This is a genomic window from Thermomicrobiales bacterium (assembly GCA_023954495.1).
Lineage (GTDB): Bacteria > Chloroflexota > Chloroflexia > Thermomicrobiales > CFX8 > JAMLIA01.
In genome coordinates this window covers 21,739-40,885 of the sequence record JAMLIA010000004.1, presented here as the reverse complement: position 1 = coordinate 40,885, position 19,147 = coordinate 21,739, and the positions used below count along the sequence as shown (strand labels likewise).

The following is a 19,147-nucleotide window of genomic DNA, read 5'->3' as shown; positions in this document are numbered from 1 at the left end:
ACTGCCAGGCAAATCGCGCAAAACGCATCGCGGAGCGATGAATTGACCAAAGCATCTATCTATGGACAATTGCCTCGTCGGGCTGCACGGAACGCAGATTCACCGGCTGACTTGGAGATTTGAGGGGCAAGAATGAATGAGAAGCTGATTCAGTCTCTTCGCTGGCGCGAAGTCGGGCCGCATCGCGGCGGTCGCGTAGTCGCGGTCGCAGGGCATCCAAACGAACCAGGCACGTTCTATTTCGGGGCCTGCGCCGGAGGGGTCTGGAAAACGACAAATGGCGGCTCACATTGGCAGAACATCTCGGACGGATTCTTCAAGACGGCGGCGGTTGGCTCAATCAACGTTCCAGTCGCCGACCCAAATGTGATCTACGTCGGCACCGGCGAGACCGAAATTCGTAGCAATGTCTCGCACGGTGATGGCGTCTACAAGTCCACCGACAACGGCCACACCTGGACGAATTTGGGCCTGAAGGACACGCGGCACATCGGCGACATTGAGGTGCATCCAACGAACGCCGATCTCGTGTACGTTGCTGCGCTCGGTCATACCTGGGGCCCGAACGAGGAACGCGGTGTTTATCGATCGAAGGACGGCGGCGCGTCCTGGGAGAAGATTCTCTACAAGAGCGACCGCGCTGGGTGTCATGACATTTCGCTGGACGCATCGAACCCGCGCGTCATCTTCGCGGCGATGTGGCAGGCGCAGCGGTATCCACACACGATGGTGAGCGGCGGCGAGGATAGTGGTCTCTGGCGGTCGATGGATGGCGGGGATACCTGGGAAGACGTTACGCGGTTTCCGGGGATGCCCGAGGATGACATTATCGGCAAGATCGGTGTGTCCGTGTCACCAGCCAAAGCGGGCCGCGTCTGGGCGTTGATCGAGGCCGAAAACGGTGGTCTGTTCCGCTCTGACGACTACGGCAACACATGGACGAAGCTGACGGACAACGTCGACCTTCGACGCCGACCGTGGTACTACATGCACATCTTCGCCGACCCGTCTGACGAAAACACCGTTTGGGTTCTGAACCTGAACTGCTGGAAGTCGACGGACGGCGGTAAGACGTTCGAGCAGATAACAACGCCACACGGTGACAATCACGGCCTGTGGATCGACCCGAACGATTCCAGCCGGTTGATCGAGGGTAATGACGGCGGTGCCTGCGTCAGCTTCGACGGCGGGCAGCACTGGTCGACGATTCTCAATCAGCCAACGGCGCAGTTCTATCATGTCACCACCGACAACGAGACGCCATACAACATCTACGGATCGCAGCAGGATAACTGGGCGATGCGTGTGCCGAGCATCGGCCATGAGGGTGCCATCACCTGGAGCGACTACGTCGAGCCGGGCGGTGGCGAGTCTGGCTACATCGCAGTGAGCCCGAATCCACCGCATCGCGTGTTCGGTGGTGGCATCGGCACCGGTCTCGGCCACGGTCGCCTGATTGCCTGGAATCCAGTGAGCGGTCACAAGCGCAACGTGACAGTCTGGCCGGAGATCCACGGGTTCGGTGCCGGAGCAGAGGACCTGAAGTACCGGTTCCAGTGGACATTCCCAATCCACTTCTCACCGAATGATCCGAGCGTGCTGTACGCGTGCTCCAACCACGTCCACAAATCGACGGACGAAGGTGAGACCTGGGAAGTCATCAGTCCGGACCTGACAACCAACAACCCTGAGCTGCTTGGCCCGTCGGGTGGACCGATCACGCACGATAACTCGGGCGCTGAAATTCACTGCACGATCTTCGCCCTGGCGGAGTCCCCGCAGGAGGCCGGCGTCATCTGGACCGGCTCCGACGATGGACTCGTCCACATCTCGCGCGATGGCGGCAAGAACTGGAACAACGTGACGCCCGGTGACCTGCCGCAACCGGCGATGATCTCGATCATCGAGGCGTCACCACACGACGCAGGTACGGCCTACGTTACTGCGACGCGCTACAAGGTCGACGACGTCGCCCCGTACATCTACAAGACGACGGACTACGGCGAATCCTGGAAGCTCGTCACTAACGGCATCCCGGTCGACGACTTCACCCGTGTCGTTCGGGAAGACCCGAACCGCAAGGATCTACTGTACTGCGGCACCGAGGTGGGTCTGTACATTTCCTTCGATGGCGGCGATAGCTGGCAGCCGTTCCAGTCCAATCTTCCGGTTGTGCCGGTTTATGATCTGACGATCAAAAACAGCGACCTGATCGCGGCGACGCACGGTCGCGCATTCTGGGCGCTGGACGATCTTTCGCCGCTCTATCAGGTCGAAGCAGGCATGGAAGCTCGCGACGCCGTCCTGTTCACGCCGCGTGATACCACGCGGATTCGCGTCTACGGTCGTGCGTTTGGTCGCACTCCGGGCGCAACAAACTACAAGATGACTGGTCCAGTGACCGTCGCCTATTTGGCAACTGAGTCACCGAGCGGTGCACCGGAAGAGACGTTCCTGGATGCCGGCACGAACCCGGAGGAAGGCGTCTACATCCATTACTACCTGAAGAACAAGCCCGAAGGCGACGTGTCGCTGGAGATTCTTGATAGCGACGGGAACGTTCTCCGAACCTACTCAAGCTCCACGGACGACAAGCCGCACCTCATTCCCGAGCCGGGCACGCATCGCCTGATCTGGGATCTGCGCGGTGAGCGACCCGTTGCGATGAAGAGTGGTGGTCCAGCAGCAGGGTTCGCGGCGATGATGGACGCAGCGCTCGCTCCGCGCGTCGCCCCCGGCAGTTTCTCGGCGCGACTGACGGTCGGGGACACAGTCGAGACGGTTACATTCAACGTGGCCGCCGACCCGCGTATTGACGCTGACCTCGCTGCCTTGAAGGCGCAGTATGAGCTGAAGACGTCTATCCGCGACGAGGTCTCGCATATCCACGAGTCGCTTGACCAGCTGCGCGGCGTGCGTTCGCAGGTGGCGTCGTGGCTCGATCGCACCGACGGCAACGAAACTGTTCACGAGCAGGCGACGACGCTGAAAGAGCGGCTCGATGACATCGAAGCTATGCTGCAGAACGTCAATGCCGACAAGCCGCGGCCCGGCGCATCGGCGATCCGCGAGAAACTGGTGGCCCTGAGCTCCATGGCGGATGAGTCGGACGACCGACCGACCCAGGGCGCGACCGAAGTGTTCGCCATGCTTGCGGATCAGCTGGAGTCGACGACAGCCGATCTTCGTCGGGCGCTGACAGACGATGTGGCAGCGCTGAACAAGGCGATTGCTGACGCCAAGCTGCCGCCGATCGGCGCGTAACGAAACCACCGCGAATGACTCAGTGTCCGGTCTGACGCATGCGTCAGACCGGACACGAAAACATGTCTCAAGTGTTGCCCTGTTCGCGTGCGGTTTGTTACGGTGACTGTTCGCTTGTTGGGCTTACCAACTCGCGCGACCTTAATCGTCTGATCCGGTGTGATTCCCGACATTCCACTAAACGATGGAGATAGCTTCTGTGGCTCAACGATTCACCAGCGAGCTATGGGCGTCGATCGACTCAATTTACGCTGCGATTGTTGCGCACCCATTCGTTGCAGGCCTCACGGACGGGACGCTTGACGACGAGACGTTTCGCCAATATGCGATTCAGGACGCCATCTACCTGCAGGACTTTGCGCGTAGCATCGCCGCCACGGCCGCGAAAGCTCCCCGAGATGCGTGGGCGGAGACGCTTGCAGAGCACGCACGGTTCATGCTCGTTGGCGAGCGCTCGCTGCATGAAGGCTTCTTCGCCGGCTGGGGCCTCTCCGAAGCCGACGTCTATGCGACACCACCGTCCCCAACCTGCCTCGCTTACACGTCGTATCTGGTGCGCGTCGCCTGGAGCGGCACGTTCGAGGAGGCGCTGACAGCGTTGCTCCCCTGTTACTGGATCTATTGGGAAGTCGGCAAGCTGCTTGAGCAATCGGGCTCGCCGAATGAGCTGTATAGTCGCTGGATCGCAATGTACGCGTCCGACGAGTTTGCCGGGCCGGTACAGACGGTGATTGCGATGCTCGACGACGCGGTTGCCGACTTGCCCGATTCCCGAAGGGAACGACTCCGCCAGCATTTCCTGACGACAAGCCGATACGAGTGGATGTTCTGGGACGCTGCCTACCGCAACGAAGCATGGCCGCTGTAAGCTAGCACCACGCAGGAGATACGGGCGCGGGAATGAATTGCGACCCTCGGCGTTTTTCTCTGGATAGACGAGCTGTGTGAAGTCTCGTTGAAACCGTTGTTATTTGACTGTCTTGCTTCGTGCTGATTTGGAGCAACGATGACGATCGAATCCTCAAGCGAACCCGGTGAATCAGTAATTCACGAACTCCAGCGCATCTACAAGCGCACACTCACGGTGGTCGCGGCGTCGCAGATATTTGCCGGTCTGGGCCTCGCTGCTGGCGTCACCGTCAGCGCGCTCCTTGCCGAAGACATGCTTGGGTCGACCGGGCTGGCTGGATTGCCCAGCGCATTCTTCACACTTGGGGCAGCCATCGCATCCTATGGCATCGGTCGCTTGTCGCAGCGTTCGGGTCGGCGGATTGGCTTGAGCGCTGGGTATGTCGCGGGCGCAATTGGTGGCCTGGGCATCATCCTCGCTGCGGTGTCAGACAGCATCCTGCTGCTGTTCCTATCGCTCATTGTCTACGGTTCCGGGATGTCGACGAACTTGCAGGCACGGTATGCCGGCACCGACCTCGCGCGTCCCGAGCGTCGCGGTCAGGCGGTCAGCACCATCCTCGTCGCGACAACGTTTGGCGCTGTCGCTGGGCCAAACCTCAGTGGCCCGCTTGGCGATCTTGGCGCAACGATGAACATCCCAGAGCTGGCCGGCCCATTCCTGTTGTCGATCGTCGCCTACTCCATCGCCGCTGGAATCCTGATGCTCTACCTGCGTCCGGACCCGTTGCTGTCTGCGCCGAAGTTTGAATCCATCGTTTCACCTCGTGAAGCGTCGTCGGTCGCGTCCATGGGACGAGTCGATCGTCGCGGGCTCACCATGGGTGCTGCGGTCATGGTCGCTACCCAGATCGTCATGGTCGCGATCATGACGATGACGCCGATCCACATGCGCGACCACCATCATGGATTGAGCGCGACCGGTCTTGTCATCGCCGTCCACATTGCTGGGATGTATTTGCCATCGCCGCTGAGTGGCTTTCTGCTAGACCGGCTAGGTAGAACGCCGATCATTATTGCGGCGGCGATGATTCTGCCGCTGTCCGGCGTTGTCGCAGCGTTCGCGCCGACTGATTCTGTCGCTACCCTGGCAATTGCGCTCGGTCTGCTTGGCCTGGGTTGGAACCTCGGGTTCGTCGCCGGCACAGCCATGATCACGGACTCGACACCGCTCGGCCAGCGCGCCTCGATTCAGGGCTCGATAGACGTGATCGTGTCGCTGTCCGGCGCTGGCGCTGGCGTCATGAGCGGCGTCATGGTCGCGACGACCAGCTACGCCGCGCTGTCGATCTTTGGCGGAACGCTGGCCGCTGTCGCGCTCCTGCCAATCGTCGTGATGTCGCAGGGCCAAAACAAGGCTCGCCCACGAGCTAGCATCGACCCGGCGACATAGGGACAGTGCGTCCGTTCATGAGTCAGACGACTTCTTTATCCGCTGCCGTCTCCGGATTTAACCCGAACTCATCGGGTGTGGTGCATTCGGATTGCGCATAGCGCACGCGCAACTGCATGACAACAGAAAGGCTGAGGCAGAAATGCCTCAGCCGTCCCAAATCTTTGTTATTCCACACGACTCGTCTCGTGTGTGTTCTTGGCGGAAGCGACGGGATTCGAACCCGCGATCTCAGCCTTGACAGGGCTGCATGTTAGGCCACTACACCACGCCTCCACAGCGCCCGAAGGATACACTGGCCGTCGATTGGGTGTCAAGGCGAGCCGGCCTGCGTGGGTGGGGTTTCGGCAACGACGTCCGTACGCCCGCGTCCGACTGCACGAAGTAGGATCTGGCGTTCTTCTGGGCCGAATACACGCGTCACCAGAGTGAGTGTTAGAAACACGGCCCCCCCGGCAATCGCCCCAAAGAAGGGGCCCGCTTCGGCCGCCGTTTCGTAGCTGACCGCTCCAGCAAGGACACCCGCGACCGTTGGTTTCCACAGCGGGCGGAGGTCGTCGAACCGCAGGGGCAGGGCAGTTCGGTGTGTTGCAACGAAGAACGTGCCGAAGATGACCAGCTCGGTGGCGACAGTGACGATGGCTGCGCCGCGTGCACCGTGAGTCGGGATCAGGAGCAGATTGAGACCAAGGTTGAACGCCACTGCCAGCCCGAACACCGGCACGATCCGACGTTGCTCGTTCATCGCCACCAGCACGTACTGGACGATGCCGTTCAGGAACGAGAGCGGGGCGAACAGGATGAGAATCTGGAGCAGCGTCGACGCCTCGGGCAGATAATCGCGACCAGCAAGCACGTGGATCGCCAGCTCTGCACCCCCGACGACGACCGCCACGATGCCCCACGCCAGCCAGACCAGCAAATGCACCGCCAGGCGCTGCACGCGGCGGAGCTGCGCCATGTCACCGCCACGAACAGCGAGCGCCGGGAACATGGCCAGCGTCACGTAGGCCGGAATGATCGTCACCAGGTTGATCAGCTTGTAGGCCGCGTCATAGAGGCCAAGCTCGCGGTCGCCCTGAAAAGACTGGACGAGGAAGACGTCTACGCGAAAGAACAGGTTGACGAGGAGTGCTCCGGCCAGGAGCGGCCAACTCTCGCGGGCCAGCCTGACGGCAGTGTGGCGATCGAGCGACCAGATGATGCGATCGCGAACGATCATCCGGTACGCCCGTGCATAGAGTACGGCAGACGCTGACGAGGCGATCAGCGCGGCCACTGCGACGCCAACCACCTCAAGGTGGGAGGCGGCAAGGAGGACGACAAGCGGTGCCTTCGACACACTCACCGTCACGTTGAGCCAGGCGGCGACGGTCATGCGTTCGAGGCCGTTCAGGACTGAATTGACCGCCTCGGTGAAGCTGCTCGGAATGATCGACGCGAGGAGCAGCAACGCGGCGGTGACCGAATCGCCTGCGAGATCGCCGCGCTGGTATCCAAGCAGCAGGTAGCCACCGGCGGGGATCGTCGCGGCTGCCAGAACCGCGATCCGGAGCAGTGTCGTCGAGCCGGTGATGCGCCCGGCGAGGGTTGGGTCGCGGGCGACGTCACGCGTCGCGAGCAGGCTCAAGCCGAAGTCGGAGATCGTCTTGACATAGAGCCAGACAATCACGGCTACGGCGTAGCGACCGTTGCCGACCGGGCCGAGCAGGCGCAGGATCACAATGGCGACAGCCAGATCGACGAAACGGACGACGAGCTGCGATGCGATTGGGACGGCGCTGTTGCGGGCGATTCGTCGGACGGCATCCTCGTCGCGTTTCGCTGTTGCGCCGGGGGCTATCGTGACGCTCCAGCCGCCGACGATGAGGGCCACGAATGAGACGATGACGCCGCAGACGATGATCGTTGGATTCGTGAGCAACTCTGCCATGGTCTATGCGCGAAGCCAGAGCCAGGCAAACACAACGAAGCACATCCCGAGCAACACGACATAAAATACACCAGCGATCAGGAGGATCGACAATTTCGCGTGCCGGTCCCAGAATCCCTGATCCTGCGCGCTGTCGTCGGGTTGTGTCGTGGGGGGAGAGTCGCGTTCGGCCATTAGCTCATTTCGATTGCTCGTGCGTAGACTCGCCGTGTCGCCTCTGCGGTCCGTCGCCAACTATAGCCTGCTGCTTGCGAGAGCCCGCGCGATCCGAACTCTTCGCGGTCAGCTGTGCCCTGAAGCAGTGTCGTGATACGGTCGGCAATCTCAGATGGGTTCGCAGGGCTGGCGTAGGACGCAGCGTCACCTCCGACCTCGCGCAAGACGGGGATGTCGCCAGCTACGACCGGGACGCCACGCGCCATGGCCTCAAGCACCGGCAAACCAAAGCCCTCGTACCAGGAGGGGTAGGCGAACACCGATGCGCGGGCGAAAGCGTCCTCAAGCTGGTCATCAGTAGCTGAATCAAGCCAGGTAGCCCAGCCCTGCTGTTCCGCGGCGCAAATTGCCTCGACGATGCGATCTGACTTCCAGCCAGCGCGTCCGACGACGACCAGCTTCGCTTCGGGCACGTGCGTCCGCACCTCGTCCATCGCCGCTATCAGCGCGAGATGATTCTTGCGAGGCTCAACGGTTCCGACAATCAGCACGACGGGTTCGTCTGGAACGGTGCGAACCATCGGCCCGGTCGGCAATCGGACGCCGTTCGGTATCGCGACGACCCGCTCGCGCACATCGGGATATGACTCAGCGATCTCGACAGCCACTGACGCGGATACGGCAATGATCTGAGCACTTCGCGCCAGTGTCCGCGGAACCGTGTTGGTCAGGTAGCGCACCAGTCGTTCGTCGCCGAATTCAGGTACGCGGAGGAACGAAAGATCGTGAACCGTCGTGACCAGCGGCATCCGGGTCGGTGGCGCGACGAAGTCAGTGGCGTGAAAGACATCGACGTTGTTGATCAGGACATCAACTGGAAGCGGCATACGGAGGCGTTGCCAAAAAACGGTCGACCAGCGATAGCCGCCCGGGATCATGCGAACAGTCCGCGCAGCGCCGGGAGGGAGTGAATCGAGCAACTCGTTGCCTTGGGAGCGGTCGGCAGCACACACGACCTGGAAACTGTCGGATGGCTCGAGCGTGACCAGCTCACGAAGTAGCTCGCGGGCATAGCGACCGACGCCGGCAATCTGGGTAGCGGCAGCGGTTGCGTCGTAGGCGATTCGCATCGCAGCTACTTGCGCTTGGTGATGAAGTACAGCAGCCCACCAATGATCACAACACTATAACTGGCGATTGTGCGATCAATGATGGCGACAGCGGTTGCCTGGGCGGCAGTGACACCGAAGAGCTTAACAGCGAGAACAGTCCCGCCCTCGACAAAGCCCATGCCGGCCGGTGTGAACGGAACGGTCGTCAGCAGGCTGGCGAGCAGGGCGACAAAGAGGGCGGCCGAGATGGAGAGATCCACCCCGATCGCCTGCGCACCAAAATACACGCGCACGCCTTCAAGCAGCCAGACGAAAACGGTCAGTGAGGCGATGGCCACGAAACCGGAGCGCGAAAACGACGTAACGATGCCATCGGCCAGGGTGATGTAGTTCTGCCGGAAGCGCTGCGGCACCAGCCGTTGCAGGTGATGGCTTGCCGTCATCAATGCGATCAGCCCGCCGATGCCGATGACAACCAGCACCGCACCTACGACAAACCAGGGTCGCAACGACGAAGGCACGCTGCCGTGGAACACGAACAGCGCCGACAGCATCATGATGACAACGAGCGCGACGACATCGAGCAGTCGCTCGGCGAAGATCGTGCCGAGTGTTCGGCTGAATGACGGTCCAGCGTGCTTCTTGAGCAGATAACCGCGGTAGGCATCTCCGAGCTTGGCCGGCACGACGCAGTTAGCAAACCAGCCAAGGACGTAGATTTCGGTCAATCCCTTGGTATTCGGGATTGCGTAGCCCGTCTCTTCGCTGATACCGGCGTTCTTCAATAACCGCCGCCAGCGTGCCGCCCGGAATGGGAATGAGCCGTAGTAGGCCGCGAATCCGAGGAAGAGATAGAACGGGTTCGCATTGCGAATCTGCGACCAGACATCGGCGATGTTGATATTGAGCTGGGTGAAGATGAAGTAGATCAGCGCAAACGCGATGATGAACGAAATGATGGTTTGCGGCGAACGCAGACGCTCGCCAATCGATGGCGGCTGCGAGTGCGTCTGGTCAGCTTCTCCGGACACGCTGAGCGAAACCGGCTGGTTCTCTTCAATGATGGATGCGTCGTACGTCATTCCGGCGAGTATTCCACGTCTGTCACGCTCGCGCGCGACAGTCGATGCGCGACGACTGCCAACGCCCAGGCAGAGCTAATCAGAATGCCAAGATTGAGAACATGCAGGTCCTCGAACACGTTGTGTACGTAGACCGCCGTCATTGTTCCTGCCGCTCCGATAGCCACAAACCGTGCCATCAAATCAGTGGATCGAACTGCGACCATCGCAGCGAGGATCAGGAAACTGCCTGCAAGCGTCAGATAGAGAACCAGCCCGATCATGCCTGTCTCTGCCAATGTATGGATGTAGTAGTTGTGCGCGTGACCCTGCGAATAGCGGAACTCCGTCCGCACGAAGTAGTCCGGATATCTGGCGTTGAAGTTGCCAATACCAACGCCGGTTAACGGGTGATCCTCGAACATGTTCCAGCCGGCCTGCCAATGCGCCATTCGCTCGACAACCGCAAAGTTCTCCGGCGTGATCGGAATGGATGCGGCGTTGAACGGTCGGGCTTCGTCAGCAATTGAGGCCAGGCGGTCGGTGAGCGATGCTGGCGCGATGGACGCCAGAACCAGCAGCCCGAGGAGTGTGACGATGGGCGCGGCTGCGATGACGAGCACGACGCGATGGCGCAACGCGAGAAGCCCCGATACAGCGAGACCTGCAGCAACGCCGAGCCACGCCCCGCGTGAGAAGCTGATCAGCACGCCGAGCAACATGACGGCAGCCGACCCGCCCAACAGCGCGAAGATCGCGCTCGACCAGAGTAGCTTCTTGCGCTGTTCGCGGCTGGTCGCAAACCCGCGCAGTCGCGCGACACGGTAGTCGCGAAGGTCGGTCCACACCTGCGACAGCATGTAGACGGCCAGCCACAGCGCCGGAAACAGCGACATCTCCAGGAATCCGGCAAATGAATTTGGTCGGCCAAAGGAACCGTACGCGCGCGAAATCGAGCCGGCAACGGCGAAGCTCGCGGGGCCAAACCCGATGAGACCAAGCACGGTTCCGGCCAGCGACTCTAACGCGCCAGCGATTGCGATCGCAGCCACAAAGCCGAGGATTCGGTTGCGGCTTCCGGTTAACAGGAAGTGCATCACTAGCACAAACGCGACGAGCGCCGTCGACCAGCGAAAGAGCTCCGCCGCTGCAGCACCCGGGTGATTCGCGATCGCGATTGTAAATCCCATCCACGTCAGTAGGGTCAGAAACGGAATGACCAGCCGCGTCCCGCGAAGCGACTCACGCGCAACCAGAAGTGATGCAGCGGTGCACGCAATAGCGACGAGCAGAGCAACGCGCGTTGCGGTTAGCCCTGACACGGCACCGATCTGCTGAACTGGGACGCTGGCGACCAGGAGAGCGACGCTCAGCCACGGATAGCGCAGGAGGACAATGGCCAGGATCGCCATAGCGGCGACGATCGGCATCAGCAGCGGCGAAATGAGTGAGCTTGCGAGTGCCGTCGCCGCGGTGGCAACGCCGACAACGAGCGGCAGACGCGTTCCGGGCGCAGGCAGGGCGACGCGGGCCGCAGACGTTGCCATTATCCCGCGATGCGTTCCACCGTACGGAAGTAGTCAATCGTTTGGGTGAGACCCGCGTCCAGCTCAACCTCCGGCTGCCAGCCCAGCAAGCGGGTTGCCTTCGAGATGTCGGGCCGGCGGCGATCGGGATCGTCCTGCCGCGCCGGCTCGAAGCGCATTCCGGCATCCGAACCGCATCGTTCACTGATGATCGTTGCGATCTCCAGAATAGTCCGTTCGTCAGGGTTGCCGAGGTTGATGACTTCGCCTTGCGTGCCCGGAGTCACCATGGCCAGCCGCAATGCCCGAACCAGATCAGAGACGTAACACAGAGATCTGGTCTGGGAGCCATCGCCAAAAATCACCAGCGGCTTGCGGTCTTCAGCCAGCGAGATGAAGCTAGGGATGACTCGCCCATCCTCGGGATCAGTTCGTGGTCCGTAGGTGTTGAAGATGCGCACGATCCGCGCATCGAGACCCCACTGGCGGACGAACTCCATCGTGATCGACTCTCCGAATCGCTTGCTTTCGTCGTAGCAGGAGCGCGGTCCGATCGGGTTGACGTTGCCGAAATAGTCTTCGGTCTGCGGATGCACAGTTGGGTTCCCATAGGCTTCGCTCGTCGAGGTGTACAGGAATGAGGCCCCAGTGCTCTTGGCGATGCGCAGCAGATTGAGCGTGCCGACTGAGTTGACGAGGTGCGTCTCGATCGGATGGCGCATGTAGCCAACCGGGCTCGCAGGGCTGGCGAGGTGGAATATCTGATCGACGTGGCCAATGTTGAACGGCTCGACAATGTCCTGCTCAACAATGGTCAGCCGAGGGTGGTCGGCGAACGTGCTCAGGTTGATGCGCCGTCCGGTTATGAAACTATCGACGATGACGACGTCAAGGCCGTCATTGAGCAGGCCCTCTGCGAGGTGAGAACCGATGAATCCAGCTCCGCCAGCTACCAGAACGCGCATCCGGGAAGAGTTCCTCTCGTTCTCCGCCGCTCCGTGCTCCAAAGGCGAGCCAGGCGAGGATCCAGGCTGACATTGCCAGGTCGTGCGTGAAATACGCGTTGTCGACCAGACCGTGGATGACAACAGCGAGCAGTCCGAACAGCGCTGCGCCCGCGATGGCATCTTCGTGATCGGTCGCAACTGCCACACGCACCGCACCTATCGTACACGCGAGGGCCGCGAGCAGCGCAAATGCGACGCCGATTATACCGAGACGAATCCAGAAATCGAGGATGAAGTTGTGCGCGTGCGCGGTAAATCGCTCACTCCAGGCAGTCGGATCAATGTAGCGTGGCAGATACGCATAGAGGAATTGATCGTTGCCATAGCCCCGGAATGGCCGGTCGACAATCATATTGAGTGCCGATTCCCAGATCGATAACCGTAGCGAACCGCTGCCACCTGAGAAGAGATCGAGCATCCGGTCGCGCGCGACGACGAGGAGCGCGACTGTAGTTACTCCGCCGAGCGCATAGCCGCCGACGCGCAACATGCGCGGCGCGCGCAGCAGGATCAGCAGACCGACAATGCCAATCGCCAGCAGCGCTCCGCGTGAAAGCGTGGCCACGGCAGCCGCAGCGAGGATGAGACCGACAGGAAGCAGCACGCGACGCATACGTGCGTCCAGCACCCACCAGCCAGCCACGAATACCGCGGTACGCGCGACATACAGCGCCAGCGCATTGGGATGCGGGAATGGACCGGCGACACGCCGGACGCCTTCAACCTGGACGCCTCCGCCGATCAGGTAGTCGCCAAGCCCCTGGGCGGCGGCAGCGAGCGCCCCGACGATAAACGCCCACGCGATCAGGCGGCGGTATCGCCCGGCTGACAGCAGCAGTGCCCCAACGAGGATCATCGGACCGGCAAGCGTCCAGCGCCATTCACGCAGGCTATCAGCTCGATGCGCCATGTCGAATGGCCGTATGGCGAGGAGAACGCCAACCACCGTGAGCGCCGTAATGAGCACGAACAACCGTGACGTGATCGTGTCACGGATGCGGGTGAGTCCGGCTTTGCGTATCGAAGGCGTCCCGAAGATCAGCGCGATGGCGTATTGCGCGCCGAGTCCTGAGGCCGCAGCGGCGAGCAAGAGTTCGGACGCCGGGAACTGCGCGCTTCCGACCGCGATCGGATGGAAGAACCACGGCAGCGTCACGACGGTGGCAGCGAGAACGGCTACCGGCGATACAAATGCCGCGAACGCGATCATCAGCCACAGCAAGGCAACGATCGGCAGCGGCGCGTTCAACACACCACACAACGCAATCACAGCGACGACGTCCGCCGCGATGACGATCTCCCGAGCCTGCGATCGAAGATCGCTAGCGCTTAAAGACACGCGGGTGTCCGATTGCGCGAGTGGGGCGTTGCTGCTCGTTCTCCCGGATTGAGCGGATGTTGGCCAGCGCTCGCTCTGAAAGCGCCAGGACTGCGATGACGAGCAGCGCTGTCGCCGCCAGATTGGCGATCGGCTCGGCAGCTGCCTGGCCGGTCACGACGACCCCGGACACTGAAACACTCTGCCCGTCAGCATTCTCGGCTGCAAGTATCAGGCGATGCCGTTGTCCGGGAAGTCCGGTCGCAATCTGGATGGTCGTGTCAGATGCCTGATCGTCCTCCAGGTCAATGCGCGCGATCGGCGCGGCGGTTGGATCGTCAGCGGGCGGATCGATCCATGCCAACAGGGTTCCACCATCCGGAGATGTGAGCGCCTGGACGAACACGTTCGTGCCGACGAACTCCAGCGCGATTGCCGCATTCGTTGTTGTGCGTGCGTATGGGACGGTGCCAACCGTTGACAGAATCCAGTCGCCATCGGCTGCGACGCCCGGAGCGGTCACGCTGGAGAATCCCTCAGGCAACTGCGCCGAGTTCAGACCGACGGCGTTGAACGATGCACTCAGTGCTGCTGGATCGATGCTTCGCTCGGGCTGAACGAGGACGAGTGCCAACGCCGCCACGTTCGTGATCGCTTCACGGGCGTGAGTGACCAGCGCTTCGTCGGCTGGTCGAGTTAGCGCTACCAGCGCCGCCGAGTAGCGGTCGGTGCCGGGCAGACGACCGAGAATGTCCGAGCTGCCGAGTGCGTCGTCGTCGGGGGTGTTGAATAGCGTTAGCGTCGCGCCGGCCGATAGCGGGATGAGGACATCCGGGGCGAGTGCCGAGTCTTCGCCGCGGATTGCTCTGGACAGGTCGCGATGCCACTCGGCGCTATTTTCGATCCCACAACCGAGGACGTAGGCGATTGCACCCGGGTAGCGTTCAACGAGGGCTTCGGCCACCGCCTGCGCGATAGCCAACCCGCCGACGGCAACGACCGGTCGCGACAGGCAGACTGCCAGCGGTGTCCCCTGCGCAGCGGCGACGATCTCGTCCATGGCCGCCAGAGCCGTCGGTTGGTCGTCCGGCTGGGTGAGTGCGGTGACAATGTCCGAATCGACCTGCACGATCACCAGCGCATACGGTGCGACGCCTCCGGCCCGTAGCCATTGGAGCGATTCGAGTGAGCTGAGCGAGCGAAGATCGAGACCAACGACTTTGTGGCGAGCGAACGGAAGCGGGGCTTCCGGGACGGGTCGGAGCACGGCAGCGCGCGCATCGCGCTCAGCCAGTCCCAGTAGGAGAAAGCCGGCGCACGCCAGACACAGGAGCGACCACGACAGGACGCGACGCACAGGTGACGAGATGTCTGCAATCATCGCGAACCTGAATCGCTCTGACTGGCATCGTGACCCGTTTGTAGTGGCAGGCTTGTGGTTCGCATGGATTGGAGATTATACCAACAGTCGAATCGTCATCTGGCGACCGGGTAGACTTCAGGCGAGTGATCGGGGAGTCACGTGTCGACATCACCACGACTTGGCATTATCGGCGGCAGCGGTCTGTATCAGCTGAGTGCGTTCAGCCAGGCAGAATCGCATGAGATCGAGACACCGTACGGCGCGCCATCGTCGCCGATCAGCGTCGGCACCGTTGGCACCACACCCGTGGCATTCGTGAGCCGACATGGCATCGGGCATCATCACTCGCCAACCGATGTGCCCTATCGAGCGAACATCTACGCTTTGAAGTCTCTCGGCGTCACACACCTCGTTTCGATCAGCGCTGTCGGGAGCCTTAGTGAGGCGATGGCTCCGGGCACGTTTGTCGTTCCCGATCAGATCATCGATCGAACCGTGAACCGCGATCGAACCTTCTTCGATGGTGGAGTCGTCGCGCATGTCTCGATGGCCGACCCGTTTTGCGCAGCTCTCTCCAGCCACGTGGCGGCCTGTGCCGAAACAACGTCGGTGTCGACGAGGCTTGGCGGCACATATGTGTGTATTGAAGGACCGCAGTTTTCTACCCGCGCCGAGTCGAAGATGTTCCGGTCGTGGGGTGGAAGCGTCATCGGCATGACCGCGATGCCGGAGGCCCGGCTGGCCCGCGAGGCCGGTCTCTGCTATGCCTGCCTCGCGATGGTCACTGACTGGGATGTGTGGCACGAAACTGAGGAAGCGGTTTCGGTCGCCGCAGTTGTTGAGACTTTGAACGCAATGACTTCGGCTGTCCAGACGCTGGTCATCGCGCTTGCCGAGGCACAGTTACCGTCCTGCACATCTGCCTGTACGTCTTCGCTGGAGCATGCCATTGTGACTGATCCCGCCCGGATACCAGAGCAAACAGCGGAGCGTTTGCTGCCAATTGCTGGTCGACGCATCGACGACCGCTGATGAAGGCAATCCTCTCCCGCATCCGATTTACTGAGCTGCAGCTCCTCGTTGTTCCGACCATCATGACGATGGTTGGACTGCTGACGATCTATCTCGCCTCAACGCGCGACCTGAACTGGGATTGGCGCGACATCTGGGTGTCGATCGCCTATACCGCAGCCGTCTTCGCAATTTCGATCTGGTTCACGATCACCGGCTTCAAGGGCGATCAGGTGTTGTTTCCGATCGTCGTCTGTATCAGCGGGCTGGGCTTGTTGATGATGCAGCGACTGACGCCGGCGTTGGCGGAGATCGACGAGAGCTACGCGACGCTGGCACGCCAGCAGCTGATCTATCTCGGCGCAGGACTGTTCTTGCTGCTGGCTGTCGTGACGATCGTTCGACGCATCGGCTGGCTCCGCCGCTACAAGTACACATGGGCATTCGGCGGAATCGGCCTGATGATGCTGACGATGATTATTGGTACCGAGCGCTACGGTGCGCGGCTGTGGATCGACGTCGGGCCTTTTACGATCCAGTCGTCCGAGATCTCGAAGATCGCACTCGTTGTGTTTCTGGCTGCCTATCTCGCGGAGAACCAGGAGCTCATCGTATCGACCTACCGGCTCGGACCCTTGCGCCTGCCCCCGATTCCATATCTCCTACCGTTGATCCTGATGTGGGGCTTCTCGATGCTCGTGGTCGTGGCCCAGAACGACCTGGGCACGGCCCTCCTGTTCTTCAGTGTCTTCCTTGCCATGCTCTACATGGCCAGCGGACGCCTCTCGTATGTGATCGCCGGTCTGAGTGCATTTGGCATCGGTGTCTACCTTGCCTACAACCTGTTCGGGCGCGTGCAGTTGCGCGTTGCCAACTGGCTCGACCCATGGCGTGACCCGGTTGATGCTGGCTACCAGCAGATTCAGGGCGAATACGCGCTCGCCACTGGCAAGCTGTTCGGCACCGGCCTGGCGCAGGGACATCCGGCATTCATCCCGGCGGTTCACTCGGACTACATCTTCGCCGCCATCGGCGAGGAGTTGGGACTCTTCGGCACGCTCGCCGTGCTATTGCTCAGTGTCCTGCTCGTCTTCCGTGGGTTTTCCATCTCGTTGCGCGCGCGTGATAGCTTTGGGCGCTTCCTCGCCGCCGGCCTGACTACGATCCTCGCCGTGCAGACGCTCATCATCGTAGGCGGCACCGTACGACTCATACCGCTCACCGGCATCACACTGCCGTTTATCAGCGCCGGAGGTAGCTCGCTGCTGACGAACTTCATCATCATCGGGCTCCTGTTGCGTATTTCAGACCCGGATTTGGCAGGTTAGATGACGACCTTTCTTCGATTTGCCGCCTTCGTCGCCGCACTGCTGGTGGTCGCTTACGGACTCGGCGAAACGAGTGATCAGGCGGATCAGCGCTGGCTGGTGCTGCTGGCCGCTGCCGGCGTCATGTTGTCAATTGCCTGGTGGCCACGCGGCACATCCAGCCTGCCGATCTATAACCGCACGGTCCTGCGCTGGGCGACACTCCTCGTCGTCGCCGTGACGTTGATTTCTGTTCAGCTCGTCAGGATCCAGATTGTCGAGAGTGGCCGCATTGCCGCTCGCAGCGCCGAAGTAGGCGACGGGCAAGTGGTCTCAAACCCGCGCGAACGTTTGCGCGCCCTGCAGGTGCAACGCGGCGCGATCACCGACCGTCATGGGCAGGTACTGGCTGAATCGGTCGAGCAATCCGACGGTACGTTCGTCCGTCAGTATCCGAACATCGAGGCCGCCGGGCTGATTGGCTACTACTCGCCAGCGCTCTACGGATCGACAAATATCGAAGACGCGTATGACTCCTACCTGTCCGGCACCGACGGCGGCAACCCTGCCCAGGAGTGGATCAACGGCGTTATTCATGAGGATCGGCGCGGGTACGACCTGTCACTGACGATCGATATTGACCTGCAGCAAAAGGCTAACGAACTGCTCGCCGGCCGCCCCGGGGCGGTCGTCCTGATGGACGCAGATACCGGCGAAGTTCTCGCGATGGCCGGAGCGCCGTCATTCGATCCGAATCGACTCTATGCCAACACCGGCCAGCAATCCGAAGAGGAAATGGCCGCGATCCGTGCCTACTGGCAGGAACTGGTCGCGAACCCCGATGCACCGCTCGTGTTCCGTCCCACGCAGGGCCTGCTGAATCCGGGATCGACGTTCAAGACGGTGACGGCTTCGGCGATCGTTGATAGCGGTCGTGCGAACGCCGACACGATCTTCCGCGACGACGGCCTGTTCGAGGTTGATGGCCGCGTTATTGAGGAGCCGAATCGGCCGGACTCGACCCAGATCGACTTCACGCTTGAGGAGTCTTACGCGTGGTCACTCAACGTCGTGTTCGCGCAGATCGGCTTGCAGCTGGGCAGCGACACGCTTCTGGACTACGCAGAACGCTTCGGATTCGACTCAGCAATCGACTTCGACATTCCCACCGCCGAGACGCAGATCGCGTCGACAAGGGACGAATTGAACAATCGAGCCTTGCTGGCTGACACCGGCTTCGGGCAGGGCCAGATCCTGGCAACGCCGCTCCAGATGGCGCTCATAGCGGCGACGATCGCCAATGACGGCGTCGTGCCGGATCCGTACGTCGTTGATCATGTGATTGACAGCGAGGGTAAGACGATCGAGCAGTTCAGTGGCGGCGGTGGTCAGCGTGCGATCAGCCCCGAGTCGGCTGCAATCATCCAGCGGCTGATGCAGTCGTCGGCTGAGTTTGGATACGCGAGCGGCATCGAGATCGATGGCGCGACCATCGGCGGCAAGACCGGTACCGCCGAGGTCGGCGAGGGCGAACCACATGCCTGGTACACCGGCTACGCCATCGCGGGCGACCGGCGGCTCGCCGTTGCCGTTGTCGTCGAGCATGGCGGTCCAGGCTCGGAGACCGCGCTCCCAATCGGCGGTGAGATGCTGCGCGCCGCGCTGGAGACAACCCCGTAACATCGTGCGCTCGCGAGGTGGGCGCGCATACATCGAGACGCGCAACTGTCAAGTAAATATGGACCAGTGATTATGCTGTCAGTGGGCTTCAAGTGCCGCGATTTTCG

The 19,147-nt window shown here is 61.5% G+C and carries 13 protein-coding genes and 1 tRNA gene; 6 read left to right on the top strand and 8 right to left on the bottom strand.

Annotation, left to right across the window (positions count from 1 at the left end):
* The first annotated feature begins 132 nt into the window (after positions 1-132).
* From M9890_01385 to M9890_01375, 3 genes are all read left to right on the top strand, one after another.
* On the top strand, positions 133-3,264 hold the full coding sequence (locus tag M9890_01385) for a glycosyl hydrolase (GenBank protein ID MCO5175615.1): 3,132 nt from the start codon (positions 133-135) through the stop codon (positions 3,262-3,264).
* 199 nt (positions 3,265-3,463) lie between these two features.
* Positions 3,464-4,132 (top strand): thiaminase II, encoded by a 669-nt coding sequence (gene tenA / locus M9890_01380; protein MCO5175614.1) that lies wholly within the window; start codon positions 3,464-3,466, stop codon positions 4,130-4,132.
* Between the two features lie 138 nt (positions 4,133-4,270).
* Positions 4,271-5,566: an MFS transporter gene (locus tag M9890_01375; GenBank protein ID MCO5175613.1), complete on the top strand. Its 1,296-nt coding sequence runs from the start codon at positions 4,271-4,273 to the stop codon at positions 5,564-5,566.
* 199 nt (positions 5,567-5,765) lie between these two features.
* On the opposite strand, the gene M9890_01370 is transcribed toward M9890_01375, so the two are convergent.
* From M9890_01370 to M9890_01335, 8 genes are all read right to left on the bottom strand, one after another.
* Positions 5,766-5,842: transfer RNA gene (locus tag M9890_01370), tRNA-Asp, on the bottom strand.
* A 37-nt stretch (positions 5,843-5,879) separates the two neighbouring features.
* Positions 5,880-7,499 carry a flippase gene (locus M9890_01365; protein ID MCO5175612.1) on the bottom strand — a complete coding sequence of 540 codons (1,620 nt, stop codon included), beginning with the start codon at positions 7,497-7,499 and terminating at the stop codon, positions 5,880-5,882.
* 173 nt (positions 7,500-7,672) lie between these two features.
* Complete coding sequence (locus M9890_01360; protein MCO5175611.1) at positions 7,673-8,785, bottom strand: glycosyltransferase family 4 protein; 1,113 nt, start codon at positions 8,783-8,785, stop codon at positions 7,673-7,675.
* Positions 8,786-8,790: 5 nt separating this feature from the next.
* Positions 8,791-9,849, bottom strand: coding sequence for a flippase-like domain-containing protein (locus tag M9890_01355; GenBank protein ID MCO5175610.1), 1,059 nt, complete (start codon positions 9,847-9,849; stop codon positions 8,791-8,793).
* Positions 9,846-11,375 carry an O-antigen ligase family protein gene (locus M9890_01350; protein ID MCO5175609.1) on the bottom strand — a complete coding sequence of 510 codons (1,530 nt, stop codon included), beginning with the start codon at positions 11,373-11,375 and terminating at the stop codon, positions 9,846-9,848. Before M9890_01350 ends, M9890_01355 begins: the two co-directional genes overlap by 4 nt.
* On the bottom strand, positions 11,375-12,319 hold the full coding sequence (locus M9890_01345; GenBank protein ID MCO5175608.1) for a GDP-mannose 4,6-dehydratase: 945 nt from the start codon (positions 12,317-12,319) through the stop codon (positions 11,375-11,377). The genes M9890_01350 and M9890_01345 overlap by 1 nt, the downstream gene beginning before the upstream one ends.
* Positions 12,252-13,700 carry an O-antigen ligase family protein gene (locus M9890_01340; protein MCO5175607.1) on the bottom strand — a complete coding sequence of 483 codons (1,449 nt, stop codon included), beginning with the start codon at positions 13,698-13,700 and terminating at the stop codon, positions 12,252-12,254. Before M9890_01340 ends, M9890_01345 begins: the two co-directional genes overlap by 68 nt.
* A complete protein-coding gene (locus tag M9890_01335; GenBank protein ID MCO5175606.1) occupies positions 13,684-15,060 on the bottom strand; it encodes a hypothetical protein in 1,377 nt (458 codons plus the stop codon). The genes M9890_01340 and M9890_01335 overlap by 17 nt, the downstream gene beginning before the upstream one ends.
* 141 nt (positions 15,061-15,201) lie before the next feature.
* On the opposite strand from M9890_01335, the gene mtnP reads away from it, so the two are divergent.
* The 3 genes from mtnP to M9890_01320 are packed head-to-tail and all read left to right on the top strand — an operon-like array spanning position 15,202 to position 19,040.
* Positions 15,202-16,074, top strand: coding sequence for an S-methyl-5'-thioadenosine phosphorylase (mtnP, locus tag M9890_01330; GenBank protein MCO5175605.1), 873 nt, complete (start codon positions 15,202-15,204; stop codon positions 16,072-16,074).
* Positions 16,074-17,381, top strand: coding sequence for an FtsW/RodA/SpoVE family cell cycle protein (locus M9890_01325; protein ID MCO5175604.1), 1,308 nt, complete (start codon positions 16,074-16,076; stop codon positions 17,379-17,381). The genes mtnP and M9890_01325 overlap by 1 nt, the downstream gene beginning before the upstream one ends.
* On the top strand, positions 17,382-19,040 hold the full coding sequence (locus tag M9890_01320) for a penicillin-binding protein 2 (GenBank protein ID MCO5175603.1): 1,659 nt from the start codon (positions 17,382-17,384) through the stop codon (positions 19,038-19,040).
* The last annotated feature ends 107 nt before the right edge of the window (positions 19,041-19,147 follow it).

Excerpts from the sequence above, each read along its gene's own strand:
- M9890_01385 (MCO5175615.1), top strand. The coding sequence starts at position 133 with ATGAATGAGAAGCTGATTCAGTCTCTTCGCTGGCGCGAAGTCGGGCCG.
- M9890_01375 (MCO5175613.1), top strand. The coding sequence starts at position 4,271 with ATGACGATCGAATCCTCAAGCGAACCCGGTGAATCAGTAATTCACGAA.
- M9890_01365 (MCO5175612.1), bottom strand. The coding sequence starts at position 7,499 with ATGGCAGAGTTGCTCACGAATCCAACGATCATCGTCTGCGGCGTCATC.
- M9890_01360 (MCO5175611.1), bottom strand. The coding sequence starts at position 8,785 with ATGCGAATCGCCTACGACGCAACCGCTGCCGCTACCCAGATTGCCGGC.
- M9890_01355 (MCO5175610.1), bottom strand. The coding sequence starts at position 9,849 with ATGACGTACGACGCATCCATCATTGAAGAGAACCAGCCGGTTTCGCTC.
- M9890_01350 (MCO5175609.1), bottom strand. The coding sequence starts at position 11,375 with ATGGCAACGTCTGCGGCCCGCGTCGCCCTGCCTGCGCCCGGAACGCGT.
- M9890_01345 (MCO5175608.1), bottom strand. The coding sequence starts at position 12,319 with ATGCGCGTTCTGGTAGCTGGCGGAGCTGGATTCATCGGTTCTCACCTC.
- M9890_01335 (MCO5175606.1), bottom strand. The coding sequence starts at position 15,060 with ATGATTGCAGACATCTCGTCACCTGTGCGTCGCGTCCTGTCGTGGTCG.
- M9890_01325 (MCO5175604.1), top strand. The coding sequence starts at position 16,074 with ATGAAGGCAATCCTCTCCCGCATCCGATTTACTGAGCTGCAGCTCCTC.
- M9890_01320 (MCO5175603.1), top strand. The coding sequence starts at position 17,382 with ATGACGACCTTTCTTCGATTTGCCGCCTTCGTCGCCGCACTGCTGGTG.